Source organism: Hymenobacter sp. BT559 (genome assembly GCF_017571525.1).
Classification (GTDB): domain Bacteria; phylum Bacteroidota; class Bacteroidia; order Cytophagales; family Hymenobacteraceae; genus Hymenobacter; species Hymenobacter ginsengisoli.
Genome location: NZ_JAGETY010000023.1, coordinates 16,042 through 39,419 on the forward strand (window position 1 = coordinate 16,042; position 23,378 = coordinate 39,419).

Below are 23,378 nucleotides of genomic sequence, written 5' to 3' on the forward strand. Positions count from 1 at the left end.
AAAGCAGCATCGGGAGCAGGCTCCCACCAGGGCGCTGGGCGCGCAGCACGGCTCCGCCACTGATAATAGCCGGCCGCGCTGAAGTAGCACGCGGCAGAGCACCCACACCGGCTCAATGGTCGCCACCTGCTCGATAAACTGGTAACGTCTCATGAGGGAGGCGGCTGCGCAAAGATGGTCACGACTTTTTTGAAAATATCACGCTCCTGCTCCACGCGTTTGAGCTCGGCGCGCAGACGTTTAATCTCGTCGCATTCCGCACTGCTCGGCCTCGGCTAACGCTTGGAGCTGCCAGCGGCCAAGCAAGGCAGGCGAGAGGCCCTGGGCGCGGGCCCCATCGGTTTGCCGGGCTCCAGCGGCCACTTGGCGCACGCACTCAGCTTTAAAAGCTGGCGTGTATTTCTTGCGGGTCAGCGGCGAGCCGCTCCGAAGGGTTTTGTCGGGCATGAGCAGTGGAAGGTAAGACTTCACACTGTCTGTTTTTACTCGACCACCTCAACAGCTGAATACGGCTGTACCCCAGAAGGGAGAGACATATTCCATTTGCGGCAATCTACTGAGCAAGCCTTGGCCGTAAGTGCGTATAGCTGATCCTGTTTGGTAAGCTGCTTAGGGCTAGCAGCTAGGGCTGGCCGAATGGCACTATTAATTAAGCGGTGCGAAGCAAGCATTGCGTTGATAAAACCCTACCTTAGGGCCGCCGCTTAGCCTACCGATGCAGGGCTGAAACGCAGGTAGCTACGTAAGGGCCACAGAGGCAAAGACTGTTGAAATATCACTTGAAAGCAAGTATCTAACGCTCTTTTTTCTATGCATAAGAAACTTTACGCCAGCTTGTTAATTGCTTTTGGCCTAGCCATGGCCGCCATTATTTTCTTCAAGCGCCAGGGGGCGCCCGCCCTGCCCGAGCCAAAAAATCGCATCGGCCAGCTGGCCCTGGGTGGTGAGTGGGCGAATACCAAAGCCGCCATGGGAGGCCTGCTGGCCAAGTTGCGCGCCGACCCCACCGACCAGAAAAGCCGTCTGCTGCTGGCCGAAGCCTACATGCAGGAGGGCCGCATCACCGGCAACCACCCCTACTACGATGCCGCCGCCATGCAGCTGCTGCAAGAGGTGCTGAAAGCCAATCCCGAAAGCTTCGAAGCGCTGTGCTGCCAGGCCTCCCTGAGCCTCACGCAGCACCACTTTTCGCAGGGGCTAGCGCTGGCCGAGCAGGCCCAAGCCATTAACCCGAATAGCGGCTATGTATATGGCTTACTGACCGATGCCAACGTGGAACTGGGCCACTACGACCAGGCCGTGAAGATGGCCGACAAGATGAATCAGGTGCGTCCTGACCTCACGGCCTACGCCCGCGTGAGCTACCTGCGCGAGATTCACGGCGACGTGCCGGGTGCCATTCAGGCGATGGACATGGCCGTGAAAGCAGGCTTTGCGGGCCTCGAACAAACCGAGTGGAGCCGCGTGGCCCTGGGCCACCTCTATGAAGTGAGCGGCCACCTCGACCAGGCCCAGGGCTACTACCAGCAGGCGCTGGCCTTGCGCCCCAACTACGCCTACGCCCTGGCCGGCCTGGCTCGCGTGGCCGCTGCTCACCAGGATTATGCTACCGCCATTGCTGACCTGAACCTAGCCCGCGCCACCGTAAAAGACTATGCCTTCACCGACGAATTGGTGGACGTGTATCGCCTGAATAAGCAGCCCGCCGAGGCCGCCAAAATGGCTCAGGAATCGGTAGCCATGCTAGCCGAGGCCGCCCAGCAAGCCAATGATAATGAAGAGCTGGGCCACTACACCGATCGCGAGCTGGCCTACGCCTACCTCAAAACCGGCGACCTGGATAAAGCCCTGGAGCACGCCAAAATCGAGTACGCCCGCCGTCCCGATAACATCGACGTCAACGAAACCCTGGCCTGGGTGTACTACAAGCGCGGCGAGTATGCCGAGGCGCAGAAATACATGCAGGTGGCCCGCCGTACCAACTCCCAAAACCCGGTGCTGCTGTGCCGCGCTGGCCTTATCCTCAGCAAAACCGGCCAGGCGGCCGAGGGCCGCGCCCTTATCGAGAAGGCCGTGAAAGTGGCGCCTTACCTCAACCCCGAGGTAACGGCTGAGGGCGAAAACCTGCTAGCGGCTCGGTAATAAAATGGCTATGCCTATAACCACCTGCCCTTACGAGCGCCGCGTAGTAAGCGCCCCCGGGCGGTTGCGTTTGGCCGCCGTTTTGGTGCGCGTGCTGCACGGCGCTCATAAGGACCGGCGGGTTCGGACCGTATTCCTGTTGCTCCTACTCACGCTGCCCGCCGCCGCCCATGTCATCGACGCCGACCTAAGCAAACTCTCGCGCACCGAGATTTCCTGGACGTACATCAAGCTCGGCTTCACCCATATTCTGCCGCTGGGCTTCGACCATATCCTCTTCATTGTCAGCCTCTACATCCTGGAGCCGCGGCTGAAGCCGGTGCTGTGGCAGGCCACGGCCTTCACGGTGGCGCACTCCATCACGCTGGGGCTGGCGATGTACGGCATCATCAAGCCGCCGGGCAGCGTAGTCGAGCCGATTATAGCACTGTCCATCCTGTTTGTGGCGCTCGAAAACATTATTACGACCAAGCTCAGCCCGTGGCGCCTGGCCATCGTGTTTGGGTTCGGGTTGATTCACGGGATGGGGTTTGCCAGCGCGCTCACTGGGCTCGGGCTGCCGCAGAAAGACTATTTTGGCTCGCTCATTTCCTTTAACGTGGGCGTCGAGCTGGGGCAAGTCAGTGTTATTCTGCTGTGCTGGGCGCTCGTGGGGCGCTGGGCCGCCGACCGGCCTTGGTACCGGGCGCGGGTGGTGGTGCCGGTGTCGGTAGTGGTGGGCTTGGTAGCCGCTTACTGGACGGTAGAGCGGCTGCTGGCGTAGTGGCGGCTATTTCGGCCGCCTGCTTTTTGTAGAAATTTGCCTCTTTAATCTATGCTGCGCTCACTACTTACCTGGCTTTTGCTGCTCAACTACCTGCTGGTAGTGGGGGCGGGCCTGGTCGTGAGCCGGCCCCCCGAGCCGCCCTTCTCGGCCGCGCACCCCTACGTGCACAGTCCCGATTGCCAGCAGCATAACTACCTGCGCCTCGACTGCTTCGAGCGCTGCAACGGCGACCAGCGCGCCGTGCACCGGCCGGTGCCCACCGGCACCGGCCTGCACTATTTGGCCCAGCTGAAGGGGCTCGACGTGCACTTTGCCGCCGCACCCGTGGCCATCCTCGTGCCGCCACTAGCCGGGGCTAGTCGGGTCCAACACCCCGCATTGGCCCCAGTGGCGTGGCCCGCCTGGGCCGGCCTTAGCGACTACCCACCGCCCCAATACAGCTAAAGCTATCCGCCCCAGCGCCCGCCCGGCCGCTGGCTGGCCCTGCGCACCCTAGCCAGGCGCTGCGCGATGGGCCATTTTGGTTGAAGCTGACGCCAGTGGCGCGCCCGGGCGGGTGCGGGCTGGCCGTTATTAGAGCGTTGGTATGCGATTTAGTAAATTGCTGAAATATAATACTTTGTGGGGCGTGCTGGGACTAGGGCTGCTGGCCGCGCCAGTGGCCCGGGCTCAGCGCCCGGCCGCGCTGCGCGGCACCGTGGCCGACTCGCTGTCGGGCCAGCCGCTGGCGGGTGTGCGGGTGGCGTTGCTGGGGCAGCCGGGCGGAACGGCTACCGATGCGCTCGGGCAGTTCCGGCTGGTGGGGCTAGCGGCGGGTACCTATCGGGTGCAACTAGGTGCGCTAGGCTATCGGCTAAAAACCAGCGAGATAACGCTGGCAGCCGGCGAAACGCGGGGCCTGACCACTACGCTCGCTTCTACTAGCCTCAACCTGGCTGAGGTAACCGTGAGCCAGCCCCGCGACCCCAACCAGACGTTAGCCGCCATCTCGCACATCGACCAGACCCTGCGGCCCATCAACTCGGCGCAGGACTTGCTGCGGCTGGTGCCGGGCTTGTTTATTGCGCAGCACGCGGGTGGGGGCAAGGCCGAGCAGATTTTCGTGCGGGGCTTCGATGCCGACCACGGCACCGACTTCGCGGTGAGCATCGACGGGCTACCGGTGAACATGGTGAGCCACGCCCACGGCCAGGGCTACGCCGATTTTCACTTCGTCATTCCCGAAACGGTGGAGCAGCTGCGAGTATACAAAGGCCCGTACACGGCGCGCTTCGGCGATTTTGCCACGGCCGGCGCGGGCGAGTTCACTACTAAAACCAGCCTCGACCACAGCCAGGTAAAGCTGGAGGTAGGCCGGTTCGACACGCGCCGCGCCCTGGTATTGCTCGATTTGCTGGGCACGCATCACCTGTTCAGCAAGCGGCCGGAGAGCGCTTACGTGGCCGCCGAATACAACTTCACCAACTCCTATTTCGACGCGCCGCAGCACTTCAAGCGCTTCAATGGGCTGTTCAAATACACCGGCCAGCTCACCGAGCGCACCTCGCTGACGCTGCTGGGCTCGCACTTCACCTCCAACTGGGATGCCAGCGGCCAGATACCCGACCGCGCGGTGACCGAAGGCCTTATCTCGCGCTTTGGCAGCCTCGACCCTAGCGAGGGCGGCAGCACCAACCGCACCAACGCCTCGGTGGTGCTGACTACGGCGCTGCCCCACGATGCGGTGCTGCGCCAGCAGGCGTACTATTCGCGCTACAATTTTAGCTTGTTCTCGGACTTCACGTTCTTCAAGAACGACCCGGTGAACGGCGACGAAATCAACCAGACCGACCACCGTAACCTCTACGGCTACACCGCCACCTACGACCGCGACAACCACCTGGGCGCCCGCAACCTGCACACGGTAGTGGGCCTGGGCACCCGCATCGACGCCTCCGACCTGGGGCTGCGCCATGCCGCCCAGCGCCGCATCCTGGATACGGTGAATACGGGCCGACTCTACGAGCAGGATATCAACGCCTACCTCGACGAAACGCTGGAGCTGACCGAGCGCCTGACTGTGAACGCGGCCGTGCGCGCCGACCTGTTTATTTTCCAGTTCCAGGGGCAGAAAGCCGATGCGGCCGCCGGGTTTGTGCCCCTAGCGGGGCGCGTGGTGCGGGGCCGGGTGTCGCCCAAGCTCAACTTCTACTACCAGCTTTCGCCGGCGGTGCAGCTGTTTATGCGCTCGGGCCTGGGCTTCCACTCCAACGATGCGCGGGGCGTGGTGCAGGGCACCGGCAGCTTTAATGCGCTGCCCCGCGCCGTGGGCGCCGAGGTAGGCAGCACCTTCAAGCCCGTGCCCAGCCTGGTGGTGAACGCCGCCCTCTGGACCCTGCACCTGCAAGACGAGCTGGTGTACTCGGGCGACGAGGGCACTACCGAAAGCACCGGTCCCACCCGCCGCTACGGCGTCGATGTATCAGCCCGCTACCAGCTCACTGGCCGCCTCTTTCTCGATGCCGATGTCAACTACAGCCACGGCCGCCTCGTGGATGCGCCGGCCGGCGAGGACTACATCCCGCTGGCACCTACCTTCACCAGCATCGGTGGGCTTACGCTTAAAAACCCTAACGGCCTGAGCGCCAGCCTACGCTACCGTCACATCGACAGTCGCGCGGCCCAGGAAGACAACGCCATTCGGGCGCGGGGCTATTTTTTGCTCGATGCGGTGGTCAATTATACCCGGCCGCGCTTCCAGCTAGGGGCCACGGCCGAAAACCTGCTGAACGTAGCCTGGAATGAGGCTCAGTTTGCCACCAACAGTCGGCTGCGCGGCGAAGCCTCCTCCGTCAATGAGCTGAATTTTACGCCCGGCACGCCGTTTTTTATAAAGGTCAACGCCAGCGTTTTCTTCTAGCGCGTGGCTTTCATACCCAAAGGCCCGCTTGGATGCGAACTATAGTTCGCGCCCGAGCGGGCTGTTTCTTTTTAATGCGGAGCAAAACCCTGTGCTAGGACGTGAGCAGCGCGAGCTTGTTGCTCCTCGCGGCCTTTTATAACTATTTGGCGAAATCTTTTTATTGAATAAGTGCAATTATTAAGCAGGCGTTTACAGTGAGAAATAGTGTGAGTTACGTACGAATTGTGTCGTATTAATTTTTTTTGAAAAAAGTTCATTTTTAAGAGTCCGACTTGAAACCAGCAGCGTATATGCTAGCAAGCTGAAAAGAAGATATGGTAACAAGCCGCTTGGTATACTCGGTAGTTAATCAGGCACTTGAACCAGGGTAATAAGTAGTGCATTGTGTGCATCTGGTGCGGGCGCCAGGCACAGGCTGCGTAGTACACGTTTGGGCAGATTATCTGCTTCCAGTTTTTTCAATCCGACTAAATAAGAGCCCTAGGCCTCTCTGCTGCCATTTAAGCTTTGAAGGCCGCTAGGGCTTGGTATTATCTAATAGTTTCCTTGTGCGGCTGCGGCGGTGCGAGGCAGGATTGTTTGTTGCGTTTCCTACCCATTCACCCTTTCATTTTTTCCATGAACAGATTTACCAGACCTCTTCAATGGGCGGTCGGGGCATGTGCCATTACAGCGCTCGCTACCTGGAGCACCGTGCAGTACACGCCGCTGGAAGCCAGCAGCCACCGCGAAGCCCCGCTGATTGCCGATGACCCACTGGCCGACAACACCGACGTTTACGCCTTCGTGGACCCCAACGACGCCACGCGGGTGGTGCTCATTGCCGACTATATCCCATTTCAACTGCCGCAGGGTGGCCCCAACTACTACACGTTCGGGGAGAACGTGCGCTACGAGATTCACGTTAAAAACAATGGCGCCACCTCGGGCGACGACATCACGTATCGCTTCACTTTTACACGGACTAACCAGGACGGCAGCACATTTTTTAACGTGCGGCTAGGGCAGCAAAACCTGAAAACCACCTACACCTGCGAGAAAATCGTGAATGGTGGCGCGCCGGTGGCCATCGTCACCAATGGCGAGGTGCCGGCCTATAATATCGGGCCGCGCTCTATCAACTCGGGCGTGGGCCTGAGCCAGGCCTCGTACACGGCCTACCGGCAGGGCAAGGTGGCTACGGCAAGCGGCAGCGGTGGCGAACAGGTGTTCTGTGGCTCGTCCGACGACCCGTTTTTCGTGGACCTGGGAGCCGTATTTGACCTGGCCGGCCTGCGCGTGAACCGCGGCAGCCGCGATGGCCTGAGCAAGTACAACGTGCACGCGATTGCGCTCAGCATCCCGATTGCCACGCTGCAGAAAAGTGGCCAGCCGGTATCGGCCGCAAAAAACATTCTGGACCCCGACTACGTGATTGGCGTGTGGGCCTCGGCCAGCCGCCCGGCTATGCGCACGCTCAACGGCAACAGCGGCAGTGGCACCACTACGGCCAGCGGCAGCTACGTGCAGGTATCTCGCCTGGGCATGCCGCTGCTCAACGAGGCCATTAATCCTATCGGGGCTAAAGATGCCTGGAACCGCGCCACGCCCTACACCGAGGCTAGCGTGACCGACGGCTACCTCTCCAACCCCGAACTGGGTCTCTATACCGCCGACAATAACCCCGTGGCCCCGGCCGCGCCCAAGTCGGCCGGCCAGACTTTCTACGGCGAGGCTGTGCCGGCCCTAATGGCGTTGCGCATGCAAACCAAGTCGCTGTATGGCCGCCTGCCCGCGCCGTATGACGGGGGCTTCGACTTCCGCAACCAGGCACCGGGCCTATATCCGCTCAAGGGCACGCCGCTGGTGGCCAACACGGCGCTGGCCGACAATGCGTTTGGCAACTACCTACTGGTGGCTAATAGCCCCCGCTCGGTGGACTTGAAGCCGATTTTCCACACCGGCGTGCCGAACCTGCCACCCTACCAGCTGGCTGTCAATAAGAAAGATGGCCTTCCGCTGTCAGTCGGTAAGCCCTTCGTAAACAACTTCCTGCCGCTGACCGGCACCGCCAACGGCGGCCCCGGCGGCGACATGCTGCGCCTGAACATGGCCGTGCCTGCCACCCCACGCAACTCGCCCGATTTCAGCAACCAGGGCCTGATTGCGGCGGCCGTGCTAGGCCTCACCGACCCGCGCTTTAATACAACCCAAGCCTTACAGAACATCCCGAACATGGACGGCTTTCCCAACGGGCGCCGCCTCGAAGACGAAGTAGTGAAGATTGAGTTGCAGGCCGTGGGCGGCGCCGTGCTGGCGGCCATCGGCCTGTGGTACGACGACTTTGGCCCCACTGCCACCAACCCCGTGACGCCGAGCCTGAAGGGGGTGCTGAATTTCACCGCCGGGGTCGAGAAAAACGACACGACGTTCCGCGCCAGCTTTCCCTACGTGCAAACGCCCTGGGAGGGCTACCGCGTGCGCCGCTAACTCATTGTCTCACTACTATCGTCTATTAAAATGAATTCCAAACAGTTACGCGCTTATGTCGCGCTGCCGGCCCTTGTGGCTGCGGCAGTAGGCGGCCTGGCCACCTGGAGTCAGCTTCGTTACACGCCCCTGGAGGCTTCCTCGCACCGCGAAGCCCCGCTGATTGCCGACGACCCGGTGGCCGACAACACCGACCTCTACGCCTTCGTGGACCCCAACGACGCCACCCGGGTAACCATCGTGGCCAACTACATTCCGTTTGAGCTGCCGCAGGGCGGCCCCAACTACTCGACCTTCGGCGAGAATGTGCGCTACGAGATTCACGTGAAGAATAACGCTGCTAATACCACCAGCGACGACATCACGTATCGTTTCACCTTCACGCGGATGAACCAAGACCCGACCACGTTTTTCAACATTCGGCTCGGGCAGCAAAACTTAAAAACTACCTATACCTGCGAGAAAATTGTGAATGGCGGCGCGCCAGTGGCCATTATCACCAATGGCATAGTGCCGGCTAATAACGTGGGGCCGCGCTCTATTACTAGCGGGGCGGGGCTAGCCAAGGCCAACTACGAAACCGACGTGCGCGAGAGCGCCATCACCACGGCCAGCACGGGCGAGAAAATGCTGTGCGGCCCGGCCGACGACCCCTTCTTTGCCGACCTGGGCGCCATTTTCGACCTGGCCAACATCCGGCCCACCAAGGCTACCGATGGCTTGTCGCACAAGAACTGCCACTCGATTACGATGAGCATTCCGATTACGGTGCTCCAGAAAAGCGGCAAGAATGCCCCCACCACTATCCTGGACCCCGACTATGTAATTGGGGTGTGGGCCTCGGCTAGCCGCCCAGCCATGCAAACCCTGAGCAGCACCGCCGACCCCGCCAACAGCGGCGACTGGGTACAGGTGTCGCGCCTGGGTATGCCGCTCACCAACGAGGTGATTACTCCCATCGGCGGCAAAGACTCCTGGAATGCCCGCACCCCCTACACCGAGTCGAGTGTGACTGACGGCTACCTCTCGAACCCCGAGCTTGGCCTCTACATGGCCGACAACTCGCCTATGAACGGCGCCGCGCCCAAGCCTGCTGGCCAAACGTATTACGGTGAGGCCATTCCAAACGTGGCGGCGCTGCGCATCCAAACCAAGTCGCTGTATGGCCGCGCCGGCTTTCCGGCCAATGGCTTCGACTTCCGCAATGGGGCCGATGGGTTGTATCCGCTCAAGGGCAACCCGGCTCTGGTGGGCACGGCTTTCGACCCCGCCACTTACGGCAACTACCTGCTGCCGGGCCCCGGCCAGCCGCGCTCGGCCGATATCAAGCCAATTTTTCACACCGGCGTGCCTAATGCTGCTCCGTATCAGCTAGCCACTGGCAAGGGCGGCAACCCGCTGGCGGCTGGCAAGCCATTCATCAACAACTTCCTGCCGGTGGTGGGCGATATGCTGCGCCTGAATATGGCCGTGCCGCCCACCCCGCGCAATTCGGCCGACTTCAGCAACCAGGGCCTGCTGGCCGCCGCCGCGCTAGGCCTCACCGACGGGCGCTTTAATAAGGACGCGAGCTTGCAGAACATCCCCAATATGGACGGCTTTCCCAACGGCCGCCGCCTGGAGGATGCCGTGGACCAGATTGAGCTGAAGGCCGTGAGCGGCGTGGTGCTGGCCGCCATCGGCCTGTGGTACGACGACTTCGGGCCCACCGCTACCAACCCCGTGACGCCGCAGCTCGGCAACGTGCTGGGCTTCACGACCGGCGTGGAGAAAAATGACACGACTATCCGGGCCACCTTCCCCTTCCTGCAAACGCCCTGGAGCGGCACCAGCCCGGCCAGCGGCCCTACCAACAGCATCGTGGTGCCCAACCTGGTAGTAAGCACGGCCATGCCCGTCGAAGCCGGCACGTATAATAATATCACCATCACGAGCACCGGCGTGGCCTCGTTCAATGGCCCCATCGTGGTAAACGGCGCGCTAGTAGTGCAAACTGGTGGTACCCTGAGCACGCGTGGTGTGCTGGCTACCAACTGCCAGACCATCACCGGCTCGGGCACGTTTGAGCTGCAGGCCGGCGCCACGCTGCGCATCTGCGCCACCGACGGCATTGCCGCCACCGGGGCTAGCGGGGCCATTCAACTCACCGGCTCGCGCTCGTTCTCCAACGATGCCAGCTATGAGTACATCGGCTCCGACGCCCAAACCTCGGGCACTGGCCTGCCTAGCCGTGTGCGTAGCCTCACGGTGAACAATGCCGCCGGCCTCACCCTGAATAATGGAGGCGTCGGCGTGGCCCAGACGGTGGCCCTCACCAGTGGCAACCTGAATACCAGCACTAGCCAGATGCTGACGCTGCTCTCGACACCCACCGCCGGCACGGCCCTCGTAGTGAACACCGCCGGTATCGTGAGTGGCCCGGCTACTATGCAGCGCGCCATCGACCCCGCCTTCAACCCCGGGGCCGGCTACCGCCACTACAGCTCGCCGATGGTGAGCACCACGCTCAACGACTTGACCTCGAATGTGGCGGGCTTTACACCTATTTACAATACGGCTTACAACACCTCGCCAACCCCGAAGGCGGTAACGCCCTTTCCGAACGTATATGCCTACGAGCAGAGCCGCGTGACGACCAGCGGCAGCGCTGGCTCGATTGACTTCGACGAGGGCTTCTTGGTGCCCCTGGCCACTGATGTGATGACGCCGGTGCGCGGCTATGACCTCAATATCCCGGCTAGCTCGGTGGTGGACCTGATGGGCACGCTCAACGATGGCCCGCAGAGCATAGCCGGCCTAGCACGCGGCACCCAGACGCAGAGCGGCTGGCAACTGCTCGGCAACCCGTATCCGTCGCCTATCGACTTCACGGAGGTAAGCGGCGTGACGGCCGGCGTGACGCGCACCAACCTCGACGACGCGGTGTACGTGTATCAGAGCACCGGCCAGTACGTGGGGCAGTACCGGAGCTACGTCAATGGCATGGGCGGCAGCCCGCAGGTAGCCGCCATGCAGGGCTTCTTTATGCGGGTTACAAACCCCAGCAGCAGTGGCAGTCTGGCCCTGACCAACGCCGCCCGCGTCACCAGCTTTGCCACCACGCCGAGCTTCAACCGCACCACCGCCGACCCCCGGCCGCAAGTGCGCCTGCGCCTGCAGGGCAGCACGCCGCTCATCGACGAAACCACGGTGTACTTTGAGCAGGGTGCCACGGCCGCTTTCGACCCCCGCTTCGACGCCTTCAAGCTGCCCAATTCGTCGGGCATGAGCGTGAGCAGCCTCATCACCAATAACGAGCTTTCGATAAATGGGCTAGCCCCGCTCACGAGCGCCGCGGTCACGGTGCCGCTCAATGTGCAGGTATCGGGCCCCGGCAGCTACAGCCTGAACGCCATAGACCTGCTCAACTTCAACTCGGCCACGCCGGTGTACCTGCTCGATACCCAGACCGGTGCCCGCATCGACCTCAGCAAGCAGCCCGTGTACAGCTTCACGGCCAATTCGGCCTCGCTGCCCGGCCGCTTCAGCCTGCTCTTCGGCGCTTCGCCGCTGGCCACGGCGCCCGCCGCGGTAGCCGACCAGGTCAAGCTTTACCCGAACCCCGCCAAGGGTAGCTTCACGGTAGTGGTGCCCGCCGAACTGGGCCGCACGCCCGTCACGGCTACGCTCTTCAACCAGCTCGGCCAGCAAGTGGCCCAGCAGGTGCTGCCCATGACGGCCGCCGGTGCCTCGGCTCAGTTCGACGTGTCGTACCTGTCGCTGGGCGTGTACACGCTCCGCCTCAAGTCAGGTGATAACCAAGTAGTAAAGCGTGTAGTAGTAGCCCAGTAGCGCCCGGCCGGCTAGCCGCCACTTAGGGTGGCTAGCCGGCTCAAGGTGACTTTTTCCTCCTAAAGCTCTCAATCTCATGAATAAGAATTTCTTAATGAAATCGCTGGGCGCCACCACCGTGGTTCTACTGCTGGCTGTAGTAGCCGCCCAAGCCCAAACCCCCGGCTCGGGTGGTCCCACGCCGCAGGTCAACCCCACGGCCGTGCCCATTGATGGCGGCGCTTCGCTGCTACTTGCCAGCGGAGTTGCTTTTGGCCTAAAAAAGTTGCGTGACCGCCGCCGCACTCGGTAGTCACTCTCAGCAATGATAAGAAGGTTAATGGCCTCAGTAAATAGAATGGATTCTATTTACTGAGGCCATTATGCTTGGTGATATAATTTATAACAATTGCGTGTGCGTACAGCAGACGAAGCATACCAAGCTGCTATTTCACCTAGGGCAGCTTGTCACAGTAGTTAAAGGTGAGGTGGTCCAGTTAAGCAAGACAGTTTAGGCCAGTGTTTTTAAGTTGTTGTAAGTAAAAGGCTTGTGGGGTCTGATAAGCGAGTGCGGAGTGGCGGCGCTCGTAATTATAGTAGTCAAAATAAGTGGCCACGCTGTGCTGGGTATCGGCTAAATCGCGAAAAACAGGCCACTCGCGTTGTTCGAGTTCCTCCGTTTTAAGGCGCGACCACAGGCTTTCAGCCTGCGCGTTGTCGAGGCATTCCCCGCGCCGACTTTGCGAGCGCACGGCTTGGTGGCGGTGTAGCAGGGCGCGGTAGGCCTTGCCGTAGTACTGTCCGCCGCGGTCGGAGTGCACCAGCAGGCCGGGCGCGGGCTGCCGGGCGAGTAGTGCCCGGCGCAAGGCGCTGGTCACCAGCTCTTCGGGCATGGTCGCCAGTACCTGCCAGCCCACTACCTGGCGGGAGTAAGCGTCTTGGAAGGCACAGAGATAGGCCCACTGCCCCGAAGCCAGGGGTAAGTACGTAATGTCACTGACCCAGACCTGATTCGCGCGGGTTGGGGCCGGCTGGTCGAGCAGCCGATTGGGGGCGCAGCGTAGGCCATGCGTGGAGTCGGTGGTGCGCGGCGTAAAAGCGCGTGGCTGTAGCGCGCGCAGTCCTCGGCGGCGCAGCTCGGCGCGCAGGCGCTGACGGCCGACGCGGTAGCCCTGGGCCTGTAGCTCGACCCGCAGCCGACGCGTGCCGTAGTGCTGCTTATGGCGCATAAAGACTTGAACCAGGGCCGCTTTCCAAGCCGCTTCCCGGACTGGTTTAGCCAGCTTAGCTCCCTGTGCTACCCACGCAGAGTAACAGCCAGGCGTGACGCCCAGCACTTGGCAGAGCAGGCGCACGGGGTAACTAGCGCGCTGCTGGTCAATGAACTGGTAGCGACTCACGGGGTCGGCGGGGTGCTGAAGATGGCAATGGCTTTTTTTAAAATCTCCAGTTCCTGCGCCAAGCGCTTGTTAGCCGCGCGCAGCTGGCGCACCTGCGCCGCTTCGGCGGGGTTAGTGGGTAGGGCAGGCAGGGCTTCTTGCTGCCACTTATAGAGCAGCTTGGGATTGAGATGCAAGGCGCGGGCAGCGGCTTGGGTCGAGCGGCTTTCGCTGGCCACGCGCAGGGCCTCCGCTTTGAAGGCCGCATCGTATTTGCGGCGTTTATCAGGCTTTTCCATGGAGAAGAAAAGTACTGCCCAATTCTGTCTTGCTCAGCTAGACCACCTCAAAAAACCTTCTATGACTTTGTCATTCAATAAAACCTATACTGCGCGTAGTCATTTGCACTATTACTCTTTGATAGCCTGAAGGAGGGTGGCGTGGCTGTTGCAGAACTCAGCAGAGGCCCTCGTGTAGCGCCTTTGGCAACTACTTAAGTCCTTCTTCCTAACGATAACGCTGCTTTTTATGGGTTCCTGGACTAGCCGCAACCGCTTAGTGGTCAAGCCTTGGGGTTCTGCAGTAGCTACGCTCCTATTCTAGGCTATTCGCGCTAGTGCCTCAGTACGTTGAAAAACGCAGGATTTTGGAGCCGTCATCGGGCACCGTTTTTTGGAGACCTTGCGGTTCACAAAACGCCTGGCTACAGGGCGTTCTCTATACTTCAGTGACGAAACCAGCTACCTAGCCTGCAGGCTAGGTGAAGCAAGCTGTCAGCAACCGTTTAATGAAAGGGAGATTACTTTCGTTTATGGGAGCTAAACACGTGTGCTTCGCCTGCTGCAAAGCGGTGAATGTCCCTTATGGTACCATGGGTCTGGTGAGGTGCACGGACTGCGAGGCTGAATTGGTTGTGGTACCCCATCGCTTTCGGCCGCCTAAAAAACAAGAGCAGAATAAATGAGCAACAGCGCGTTATCTGGTAGCGCACGGCTTTTGCTATGAGCATCTTGCCCCTGGTCTTTTTCCGGGATGGGCTACTACTGTCTCGTCCGGAAATAAGTTGACCGTTTGACGATAGTCCGGGCCTGGGTTGACCAGTTGTCTAATCCTGAAAAAAAGTTGTCAGTTTTCGCGGGAGGAAAAATGAGTGATTCTAATCCTGGTAGCAGGTTGTCAAGTTAAGCAGTATCAGTTGAGGCTGGGGGCTGAGTAGGCCGGTATACTTTGGGTTTCCAGTGCTTTTGCAAGGGCTCAGTACTGGCGTGGGCGGCCGCCGGGGTGAGATACCCGCAGCTCATATGGGGGCGCAGGTAATTATAGTTACGCACGCTCTGCTCGACGGCGCGGGCCGCCTCGTCAAAAGTGGTAAACACGCGGTTAAGCCGAAAATCTGTTTTCAAGATACCATTAACGCGTTCGGCGATGGCATTCTCATAGGGGTCACCATGTTGGGTCATGCTGATAGCAATCCCGGCTTGGCGGAGCCGCTGGATATAGGCAAAGCTGCAGTACTGACTCCCACGGTCCGAGTGGTGAATCAAGGGGGTAGCAGTAGGCGGGTCGCGCTGCAAGGCCATTTCTAGGGCTTTCAGCGAGCCCTCCACAGTGAGTAGCGGGTGCAGGCAGTAGCCCACGATAAGCTTCGAATACGCATCGGTTAGTAAAGACAAGTAGCCGAAACTCAACCCAATGCACAAGTAGGTAATATCGCACACCCAGGCCTGCCGTGGTGCCGTTAACTCTACATCCACTAGCAGGTTAGGATACTTGCGCAGACTGTGCGCCGAGTTCGTCGTTTTCGGCACTGACCGCTTTTGACGCAGAAGCAAGTCGTGCGTTTGCAAGAGCTGATGCAGTTTGTCGCGCCCTATTTTGATGCCGCTTGCCGCCAGCGGCTGTTGCAGTAGCAAGTACAGCTTGCGGGTGCCCAGGCCTGGAATCTCGCGCCGAAGCGCGAGCACCAGGTCCAACACTAGCAGAGAATGGCCTCGCACCCGTTGAGCATCGTGCTGGCGCTGATAAAAGGCTTGTCGGCTTACACCAAACAGTCGACACAGGTGACCGACGCTCACCCGCACGATTTCGTTTTCCTGAAGTCTCAGGACCGTTTGGTGCCAGACTTTTTTCGGATAGGCAGTTGCAGCTCTTGCTCCGCCACGTCAATCATCGTGTGCAGGGCTAAAATCAGCAGGTTGGCTTGCTGCAAAGCCTGCTCCAACTCGTCGTTGTGCTGCTGTAAGGCCTGTACATCCCGTTTTTGCGTTCGCGTCATAGCTGGGCTAACGAATAAGCCGGTCTGCACCTTGCGCTGGTAAAGGCTCACCCAGTTGCGCAACGTATAGCTGTTGTGGATATCTAGGTCGGCCATCACCTGGCTGAGCGCTTCGCCCCCAAAGACCACGCGGAACGCCGCCGTTTCTTTGAATTGCTCGCTGTACTGAAAGCGCTGGAGTAAGGCGCGAATGTGCTCTTCCATAAAACAGTTTTTTGAGCAAAAACTGTCAACCTATTTCAGGACAAGACAACCCACCGGATGCAGAATTTTAACGAGTAGCTGTCATGTGTGAAAGCTACTCACTTACCTTCTGTACCAACCTTTTAACCGATGCCACTGTTGAAGCGCAACGCTTCACAGCGAAGCACCTGGCCACTAGAATTGTTCCACGCAGACAGGCGTGCGTAAATGCGGTCCCATTCGCCCCACGATGCATCTTCGTGCTTTCGCTACCCCACCACGCATTTGCCGTGCCCAAAAGGATCCTGCTGCTTGTCCTCTGCTTGCTGGCCAGCTTAGCTCGCGCCGGGGCGCACCCAGGGGCGGGCGGGGAGAGGTGGGCAGGCCACGAAGTAGTCCAGGTGAGCGTACTGCCCGACCGGGGCTACGCCTGGCCGCGCGTGCTCCGCGACACATCGCTGATCTTTGCCCCCGCCGACTCGCTGCGCCCCGCCCAGGCCCGCCGCTTCTGGCTGAAAGTGGCGCTACCCAACCCCAGCCATTACACCGAGGACGCCCAGCTAACGGTACTGCCCAATCTCGACAACACCCTCTATTATCTCGACCAGAATAGCCGCACCTGGCGCACCCGGCGCGCTGGGGTGGCTGTGGCCACCGATAGCCAGTGGGTGAAAGGCGCGCTGCCGTTGCGGCTGCCGGCGGCCGCCACCACTACCTGCTACGTGCGGGTTGACCTGGGCCCGCGTGCTGCCCGGCTCTCGGCCGTGCGCCTGCAGGTGCAGCTGGTGCCGGCGGCTCGCGCCCGCCGGGCCGACCAGTTTTCCTTGCTGGCCTGGCTGGTGGCACTGGCCGTGCTGGGGCTGCTGCTGCTCGCCAACGCCCACGCCTACCTGCGCCGGCGCGACCGCCCCACGGCTTGGTACCTGTGCGGCCAGCTGGGGGCCGTGCTCTACCTGACGGCTTACCGGGGCGCGTTCAAGCAGGCGTGGCCGGGGCCGGTGTTCAGCCAGCGGCTGCTGCCCGACGGCCGCAGCTACGCCTACACCCTCAACAGTGCGCTGATGCACCTGAGCGTCGTCCTGCTGCTGCTGGGCCTGGTGCAGCTCACGCGCACCTACCTGGGAACCCGCGCCCGCCTACCCCGCCTCGATACCGCCCTGCGCTACGGGCTGGTGGGCTACGCGCTGTTTACCCTGGCGGTAGGGGGGGTGAACCTGAGCGGCTTTTACCTCGACCAGTACGCGCTGCGCCTCGACAACCTGCTGGTGCTGGCCCTGCTGGGGCTGGGGCTGGCCACCGCGGTAACCGCCCACCGGCGGCAGCTGCCGCTGGCCCGCCCCTACCTGCTGGCCACCGTGCTGCCCTTGCTGGGCGTGGGGCTGGCCGCCGGCTACCACGTGGCCCTCACCGTCGACAACGACGGCAACCTGCTGCCTCATCTGGCCCTGGTGGCCCACGTGCTGAGCTTCTCCCTGGCCCTGAACAGCCACCTGCAGTACCTGCAGCACGCGCTGCTGGCCACCGAGCGCGACGCGGCGGCCCTGGCCCTGGACATTGGGCAGCAGCAGCTGCGCCACCGCGAAATTGTGCTCCAGAACAGCCACCTCCAGGCCGCGCTGCGCGCCGACCACCGCCAGCAGCAGGCCGCCCACCAAGACCTACAGCAGCAGCTCGAAGCCAACCAGCGCGAGCTGGCCTCCACCGCCCTCTATGTGGAGCAGAAGAACGTCCTGCTGGCCGCGCTCCAGGGCCAGATTCGGGCGCTGCACAAGCAGCGGCCCGACCAAGAGCAAGCCCTGGCCGGCCTGCAGTCGGTGCTCAACAGCAACGTCTACCTCGACGAGGACTGGGGGAGGTTCAAGGTGCATTTCGAGCAGGTGCACCCGCGCTTCTTCGCGGAACTGCAGGCAAACTATCCTAGCCTCACTCCGCACGAGCAGCGGCTGGCCAGCTACTTCCACATCCAGCTCTCAGCTAAGGAAATTGCGGCCCTGCTCAACATTGACCCGGCCAGCGTGCGCCGGGCCAAGACCCGCCTCTATAAGAAAATGGGCGCCGCCGACCTACTCGCCGGCCGGGCCGCGACGGGTGACGCGCCGACCGGCGAGTAGGTCTTTATCCGGTTTGCCAGCCGGATGATAAAATAATTATAACTTGACTAGTAGGGGTTTACAGAAATATGTCTACGCTTTGTCCACAGGCCATTTTAGGAAAGCGGGCCGGGAAGGGGCGACTATTGCACCCGGTTGGGGTGGTCGGCCACCGCCCCAGCCCCCGTTTCCGCAGCCCGGAGCGGGCGGCCCGCCGGTGCCAGAGGAGAGCCCTCGGCGCCGGCGTGGCCGCAAGGGCGGCCGGCCAGCCGGCTTTCGTTCGTCCATTTCCTAACACGCATCCATGCTACACCGTTACCTCCTCGCCCCGCTGGCCGCCCTGCTCCTGCTGGCCGCCTCCCTCACCGCGCAGGCCCAAACTGGCTCCGTGGGCATCGGCACCACCGCCCCCGATGCGTCGGCTGCGCTCGACATCGTGAGCTCCAGCAAGGGCCTGCTGCTACCGCGCGTGGCCGCCGCCTCGGCCGTCGCCTCGCCCGCACCGGGCCTGCTCGTCTACCAGACCGGCGCCCCAGCCGGCTTCTACTACAACGCGGGCACGGCCGCTGCTCCCAGCTGGCAGCAGGTGGGCACCACCACCAACGGCGACAACCTCGGCAACCACACGGCCACCCAAAACCTGAACCTGCGGGGCTATCAGCTCGTGGGCAACGGCGGCAGCCAGGGCCTGAGCGTGAGCAATGCCGGCCAGCTGGGCATCGGCACCAGCACCCCCACCCAGCAACTCGATGTGAACGGCGGCATCCTGGCCCGCGCCAGCTCCGCCATCAGAACCCAGGGCGCCTACCTGCAATGGAACCGCAGCGGTGGGCTGGGCGAGACCTGGCTGCTCAACCAGAAAGGTTTCGGCTCTGGTGGCATCTTCTTCGGCGCGTCCGATGCCGTGAGCAGCGGCGCTAATACCGTCACCGAGTGGGCCCGCTTCGACAACAACGGCCACCTGGGCATTGGCACTGCCCCCGACGCCTCGGCCGCGCTCGACGTGAGCAGCACCAGCAAAGGCTTGCTGCCGCCCCGGATGAGCCAAGACCAACGCAACGCCATCGGTTCGCCCGCGGCCGGCCTGACCATCTACAACACCACCACCGCCCACCTCAACACCTTCAACGGCACGAGCTGGGACGAGGCGCTGAGCGCTACCCAGCAGCCTTATCAAAACGGGGCTACCACCTTCGCGGCCACCGGGGCCGCGCAGACGTACACCGTACCGGCGGGGGTCACGCGCTTGGCCGTGAGCGCCAGCGGGGCCCAAGGCGGCTCGTTCGCCTCCCTCAGCAGCTTCGGCGGCAAGGGGGCGCAGGTGCAAACGACGCTGGCGGTGGTACCCGGTGAGGTATTGAACGTTTACGTAGGCACCGCTGGCACTTCCAGCACCTCCTTGACTAGTCAGGCTCCCGGCGGGTTCAATGGGGGCGGCAATAGCTCGCGCGACCCCTCAGCCGGTGGTGGCGGGGCCACCGACTTGCGGCGCGGGACCACCAAGCTGGTGGTAGCGGCCGGTGGTGGCGGTGCGGATTATCAAAATGGTTTCAATGGCGGCGACGGCGGGGCTCCTAACGGTAACGCGGGCAGCACGCTCAACTATACAGGCTGGGCCGGCTCGGGCGGCACCCAGACGGCCGGCGGAAGCTCGGGCGGCAGTCTGGGCCAGGGCGGACAAGGAAATGCCGGCGGCGGCGGCGGCGGCGGCTACTACGGCGGCGGGGGCGGCGGCTTAAACGGCGGAACTGCGTTCCCCCAATATGGTCCCGGGGGCGGCGGCTCGTCCTGGGTGACGCCCAGCTCGACGAACACGACGATGACGGCTGGCGCCAACCCTGGCAACGGAACCATCACCTTGTCGCCCGCGCCGTTCTACGCAGCCCCGCCCCTGGATGGCAGCAACTTCACCAGCGTGGCCTCGGCCAATGGCTTGTTGGCTCGTGGTGCTGATATCATCAACGAGCAGGGGGCGCACCTGCAGTGGAACCGCAGCGGCTATCTGGGCGAAACCTGGCTGCTGAACTAGAACGGCAGCGGGCCGGGCGGCATCCGCTTCGGGCAGTCCGACCTGAACAACAACGTATCCGAGTGGGCACGCTTTGACAGCAACGGCAATCTGGGCATCGGCACGACAACCCCCGGCCAGAAGCTGACCGTCATCGGCAACATCTGCGCCTCGGGCGGCCTCAACTGCGCCTCCGACGGCCGCTACAAGCGCGACGTGGTGCCGGTGCAGGGCGCCCTGGCCTCGGTGCTCAAGCTGCGCGGCGTGACCTACTACTGGAAGCAGGCCGAGTTTCCCGACAAGCAGTTCCCGGCCCGCCGGCAGCTGGGCTTCATCGCCCAGGAAATCGAGCCCTACTACCCCGAGATGGTGACCACCGACGCCGACGGCTACAAGAGCGTCGACTACTCCCGACTGACTTCCGTGCTGGTGGAGGCTATGAAAGAACAGCAGCAGCAGATTGAGGCCCTCAAAGCCCAGAATACCGCTCTGCAAACCCGCGCCACTTCGGCCGAAACCAAAGCGGCTTCTGCGGACGCTAAAGCCGCCCAAGCCACGGCCACGCTGGAAACCTTCGAAGCCCGGCTGCGGCGGCTGGAGGGGGCCGGCGGGCAAGCCCAGCGCTAATTTTTGCTTCTTGCCTTCCAGCAAAGGCGGGCTACTGTTCCCGTTCACTATTCCCCTGTTGAAAAATGAATCGTCGCTTACTCCTCGCCCTGCTGCTGGCCGTCCCTTGTTTTGCCCGCGCCCAGGGCGTCGGCATCGGCACCACCGCCCCAGCGGCTTCGGCGGCGCTCGACATCGTGAGCACCAGCAAGGGCCTACTGCTGCCCCGCCTGAGCCTGGCCCAGCGGCTGGCCATGGGCACGGGCGCCATCGCCGCCCCGGTGGCGGGCCTGCTCATCTATCAGACCGACAACACCCCCGGCCTCTACGCCTACGGCGGCACGGCCTGGGTGCGCCTCGGGGCCGACAACCTGGGCAACCATACGGCCACCCAGGCCCTGAACCTCGGGGCCAATGCCCTGGTGGGCAACGGCGGCACGGCCGGCCTCACCCTCAGCAGCGCCGGCGATGCGGCCGTGGCCGGCGCCGTGCAGGTGCCCGCCGCCAGCGCCTACCGCTACGCCTCGCCCAAGGCCTACACCGTCGTCTACGGCCCCAACGACTTTCAGCCCGCGGACGCTAGTCCCGATAATGCGAAGTACGTAGCCAGCCAGAGCGGCGGCGCTGAAACCGTGTACGGCACGACCACCGGCTCCTTGGTCGTTCTCCTGCACCTGCCACAAGGAGCCGTGGTCACCAGCCTGGTGCTCATCTACCAGGATTATAACAACGGCGGAGCCCCTTTCGGCGTTGGCCTGGCCTTGGTAGCCAACTATATCCCGGGCCCTTCGCAAACCCTGGCTAGTTTCACTTCTACGGGTCGTCCGGGCAACACGCAGGCCACCATCCCGGTGGGAAGAACTATCGACAATACGAACACCGGCTACTCCCTGCGCGCGACGTTCGGTTATTCCACTCCCGCTGTGTCCATTTATGGAGTGCAGGTCAACTACACCGTGACGCAGGCCGAGTAGGCAGGTGCCGGCTCGCGGGCGAACACTCCGGTGGCCAGCGCCACCGCCGAAGCCCCGGCCCTGCCGCCACCGCCGCCTTCGAGGTCCAGCGGTGGCGGTGGGCAGGCCCAACGCTAAGCCAGGCCGCCGCACCGGGCGGCCGAACAGCCCCGATGCTTTTCCTCATCTTGTTCCTGAATGCTTCCGATGAAAATATTCTTTACCCTGGCCCTGCTGCTGCCTTCACTGGCGGGCCTGGCCCAAACGGCCCTGACCAACGACGGTGCCACCCTCACGGTGGGCACCGGTGCCGTGCTCTACGTGGCCGGCACCGTGCAGAACAACGCCAGCGGCACCCTGACCAGCGCCGGCACCCTGCAGCTCACTGGCGACCTGAACAATGCCGGCCCGCTAAACAGCAGCGGCACGCTGCTGTTTAGCGGGGCCACGGACCAAACCTTTGTCCCCGGCGCGGCTACCGTGCGTAATCTCACGCTCGGCAACACCGGGGCGGCGGGCAGCAACCGCTTGTTTATCGGGGGCGACCTGGTGGTGAGTACCCTGCTGACCCTGACCCAAGGCCTGGTGCGCACCCAGGGGGTCGGGGCGGCGCTCTACATCCTGAGCCTGCCCGACGGGGGCCGGGTGGTGGGCGAGGCCCCGGGCCAGTACGTACAGGGCCGGCTGGCCGTGACGCGCACGACCGTGAGTGCCGGCACGGGCTCCGTCGACTTCACCAATGGCCTGGTGCTCAATCCGAATGGGCAAAGCCTGGGCCCCGTCACGGTGACGCGCACGGCGGGGCTGCAAACGGCGGGCGTGAGCTACGGCACGAACGTGGGCGGCACCACCCAGGGCATCGACCGGGTGTGGCAGGTCACGGCCGCCCAGGCCCCGAGCGCGGCTACCCCCGCATCGGCCACCGTGAGCTGGCTGAGCGACGACGACAACGGCTTCAACCCCGCCACGCCCGCCCAGCTCTGGCGCGCCGACCAGGCCAGCGGCCCCTGGGCTCCGCAGGGCGCGCCGGCCAGCGCCAGCGCCCGCTCGTTCACGGCCAACGTGACGCAATTCGGCGTGCTCACCCTCAGTAATACCAGCCAGCCGCTGCCCGTGACGCTGGTCAGCTTCACCGCCGTGGCGCAGGGCGGGGATGCGCGCCTGGACTGGGCCACGGCCTCGGAACAGCACAACGACCGCTTCGAGGTGGAAGTCAGCGTCGATGGCCAGGGGTATCGGCGCCTGGCCACGGTCGCCGGCCACGGCACGAGCGCGCCGGCCCACGCCTACCAGCTCGTGGACCCGGCCCTAGTACGCTACGCGGCCAGCCCCGTGTACTACCGCCTGCGCCAGGTCGATACCGATGGCACGGCGACCTACTCGCCCGTGCGCGCGGTGCAGGTCAGCGCGGCGGCGCTGGCCCTGTTTCCCAACCCCACTAGCCGGGCCGCCACGCTCAGGGGCGCGCCGGCCGACACCCCGGTGCAGGTGTATGACGGGGTGGGCCGCCAGGTGCTGGCTGCTACCACCGATGCCAGCGGCACGGCCGAGTTGCTGCTACCTAGCGGCTACGCCACGGGCGTGTACCTGGTGCGCGTGGGCCGTCAGGCCCTGCGCTTGACGGTGGAGGCGCGCTAGCGGACGGCTCCGCGGCGAGCGGGGCACCGTGCGGCGCGCGACGGTAGCGCGGCCTAACGGGCAAGTAGAGTTGCCACAGCTTAGTGCCGAACAAGCGAAAAGCACCCTCTTGGTGCGGCTTGGTCGAGCTTCACCCTTTGTCACGCTTTGCGGGGGT

The 23,378-nt window shown here is 62.9% G+C and carries 17 protein-coding genes; 12 read left to right on the forward strand and 5 right to left on the reverse strand.

Annotated elements, in window-relative coordinates:
• Positions 1-240: 240 nt before the first annotated feature.
• On the reverse strand, positions 241-447 hold the full coding sequence (locus tag J4D99_RS21345) for a transposase (protein WP_208133777.1): 207 nt from the start codon (positions 445-447) through the stop codon (positions 241-243).
• Between the two features lie 363 nt (positions 448-810).
• On the opposite strand from J4D99_RS21345, the gene J4D99_RS21350 reads away from it, so the two are divergent.
• The 7 genes from J4D99_RS21350 (at position 811) to J4D99_RS21380 (ending at position 12,402) form a co-directional block, all read left to right on the forward strand.
• A complete protein-coding gene (locus J4D99_RS21350) occupies positions 811-2,142 on the forward strand; it encodes a tetratricopeptide repeat protein (RefSeq protein ID WP_208133778.1) in 1,332 nt (443 codons plus the stop codon).
• A 10-nt stretch (positions 2,143-2,152) separates the two neighbouring features.
• A complete protein-coding gene (locus J4D99_RS21355; protein WP_208133779.1) occupies positions 2,153-2,905 on the forward strand; it encodes a HupE/UreJ family protein in 753 nt (250 codons plus the stop codon).
• A gap of 51 nt (positions 2,906-2,956) precedes the next feature.
• Entirely contained in the window at positions 2,957-3,352 is a 396-nt protein-coding gene (locus J4D99_RS21360; protein WP_208133780.1) for a hypothetical protein, read from the forward strand.
• A 142-nt stretch (positions 3,353-3,494) separates the two neighbouring features.
• The gene (locus J4D99_RS21365) at positions 3,495-5,807 is read left to right on the forward strand and encodes a TonB-dependent receptor (RefSeq protein WP_236018796.1); all 2,313 of its coding nucleotides are present in this window, start codon (positions 3,495-3,497) and stop codon (positions 5,805-5,807) included.
• Positions 5,808-6,503: 696 nt separating this feature from the next.
• On the forward strand, positions 6,504-8,279 hold the full coding sequence (locus tag J4D99_RS21370; protein ID WP_309509643.1) for a DUF4331 domain-containing protein: 1,776 nt from the start codon (positions 6,504-6,506) through the stop codon (positions 8,277-8,279).
• A gap of 30 nt (positions 8,280-8,309) precedes the next feature.
• Positions 8,310-12,110 carry a T9SS type A sorting domain-containing protein gene (locus J4D99_RS21375; RefSeq protein ID WP_208133782.1) on the forward strand — a complete coding sequence of 1,267 codons (3,801 nt, stop codon included), beginning with the start codon at positions 8,310-8,312 and terminating at the stop codon, positions 12,108-12,110.
• A gap of 76 nt (positions 12,111-12,186) precedes the next feature.
• Positions 12,187-12,402 carry a PID-CTERM protein-sorting domain-containing protein gene (locus J4D99_RS21380; protein ID WP_236018797.1) on the forward strand — a complete coding sequence of 72 codons (216 nt, stop codon included), beginning with the start codon at positions 12,187-12,189 and terminating at the stop codon, positions 12,400-12,402.
• A gap of 184 nt (positions 12,403-12,586) precedes the next feature.
• On the opposite strand, the gene J4D99_RS21385 is transcribed toward J4D99_RS21380, so the two are convergent.
• From J4D99_RS21385 to J4D99_RS21400, 4 genes are all read right to left on the reverse strand, one after another.
• Positions 12,587-13,489: an IS3 family transposase gene (locus J4D99_RS21385; protein WP_208133783.1), complete on the reverse strand. Its 903-nt coding sequence runs from the start codon at positions 13,487-13,489 to the stop codon at positions 12,587-12,589.
• Positions 13,486-13,767 (reverse strand): transposase, encoded by a 282-nt coding sequence (locus J4D99_RS21390; protein WP_208133784.1) that lies wholly within the window; start codon positions 13,765-13,767, stop codon positions 13,486-13,488. The genes J4D99_RS21385 and J4D99_RS21390 overlap by 4 nt, the downstream gene beginning before the upstream one ends.
• Before the next feature lie 882 nt (positions 13,768-14,649).
• Complete coding sequence (locus J4D99_RS21395; RefSeq protein WP_255555179.1) at positions 14,650-15,573, reverse strand: IS3 family transposase; 924 nt, start codon at positions 15,571-15,573, stop codon at positions 14,650-14,652.
• The gene (locus J4D99_RS21400; RefSeq protein ID WP_208133786.1) at positions 15,570-15,947 is read right to left on the reverse strand and encodes a transposase; all 378 of its coding nucleotides are present in this window, start codon (positions 15,945-15,947) and stop codon (positions 15,570-15,572) included. The genes J4D99_RS21395 and J4D99_RS21400 overlap by 4 nt, the downstream gene beginning before the upstream one ends.
• 380 nt (positions 15,948-16,327) lie before the next feature.
• On the opposite strand from J4D99_RS21400, the gene J4D99_RS21405 reads away from it, so the two are divergent.
• The 5 genes from J4D99_RS21405 to J4D99_RS21425 all read left to right on the forward strand — a co-directional run bounded on the left by J4D99_RS21405 (position 16,328) and on the right by J4D99_RS21425 (position 23,221).
• A complete protein-coding gene (locus J4D99_RS21405; RefSeq protein ID WP_208133787.1) occupies positions 16,328-18,037 on the forward strand; it encodes a 7TM diverse intracellular signaling domain-containing protein in 1,710 nt (569 codons plus the stop codon).
• Positions 18,038-18,320: 283 nt separating this feature from the next.
• A complete protein-coding gene (locus J4D99_RS21410; protein ID WP_208133788.1) occupies positions 18,321-20,045 on the forward strand; it encodes a glycine rich domain-containing protein in 1,725 nt (574 codons plus the stop codon).
• Positions 20,046-20,186: 141 nt separating this feature from the next.
• Entirely contained in the window at positions 20,187-20,651 is a 465-nt protein-coding gene (locus J4D99_RS21415) for a tail fiber domain-containing protein (RefSeq protein ID WP_309509646.1), read from the forward strand.
• A gap of 65 nt (positions 20,652-20,716) precedes the next feature.
• Positions 20,717-21,604, forward strand: coding sequence for a phage tail-like protein (locus tag J4D99_RS21420; RefSeq protein WP_208133790.1), 888 nt, complete (start codon positions 20,717-20,719; stop codon positions 21,602-21,604).
• Between the two features lie 186 nt (positions 21,605-21,790).
• Positions 21,791-23,221 carry a T9SS type A sorting domain-containing protein gene (locus tag J4D99_RS21425; RefSeq protein ID WP_208133791.1) on the forward strand — a complete coding sequence of 477 codons (1,431 nt, stop codon included), beginning with the start codon at positions 21,791-21,793 and terminating at the stop codon, positions 23,219-23,221.
• Positions 23,222-23,378 lie beyond the last annotated feature (157 nt).

Bases quoted from the DNA above. Each gene is read 5' to 3' on its own strand.
- J4D99_RS21345 (WP_208133777.1), bottom strand. From the start codon at position 447: ATGCCCGACAAAACCCTTCGGAGCGGCTCGCCGCTGACCCGCAAGAAA.
- J4D99_RS21350 (WP_208133778.1), top strand. From the start codon at position 811: ATGCATAAGAAACTTTACGCCAGCTTGTTAATTGCTTTTGGCCTAGCC.
- J4D99_RS21355 (WP_208133779.1), top strand. From the start codon at position 2,153: ATGCCTATAACCACCTGCCCTTACGAGCGCCGCGTAGTAAGCGCCCCC.
- J4D99_RS21360 (WP_208133780.1), top strand. From the start codon at position 2,957: ATGCTGCGCTCACTACTTACCTGGCTTTTGCTGCTCAACTACCTGCTG.
- J4D99_RS21365 (WP_236018796.1), top strand. From the start codon at position 3,495: ATGCGATTTAGTAAATTGCTGAAATATAATACTTTGTGGGGCGTGCTG.
- J4D99_RS21375 (WP_208133782.1), top strand. From the start codon at position 8,310: ATGAATTCCAAACAGTTACGCGCTTATGTCGCGCTGCCGGCCCTTGTG.
- J4D99_RS21380 (WP_236018797.1), top strand. From the start codon at position 12,187: ATGAATAAGAATTTCTTAATGAAATCGCTGGGCGCCACCACCGTGGTT.
- J4D99_RS21390 (WP_208133784.1), bottom strand. From the start codon at position 13,767: ATGGAAAAGCCTGATAAACGCCGCAAATACGATGCGGCCTTCAAAGCG.
- J4D99_RS21400 (WP_208133786.1), bottom strand. From the start codon at position 15,947: ATGGAAGAGCACATTCGCGCCTTACTCCAGCGCTTTCAGTACAGCGAG.
- J4D99_RS21410 (WP_208133788.1), top strand. From the start codon at position 18,321: ATGCTACACCGTTACCTCCTCGCCCCGCTGGCCGCCCTGCTCCTGCTG.
- J4D99_RS21420 (WP_208133790.1), top strand. From the start codon at position 20,717: ATGAATCGTCGCTTACTCCTCGCCCTGCTGCTGGCCGTCCCTTGTTTT.
- J4D99_RS21425 (WP_208133791.1), top strand. From the start codon at position 21,791: ATGAAAATATTCTTTACCCTGGCCCTGCTGCTGCCTTCACTGGCGGGC.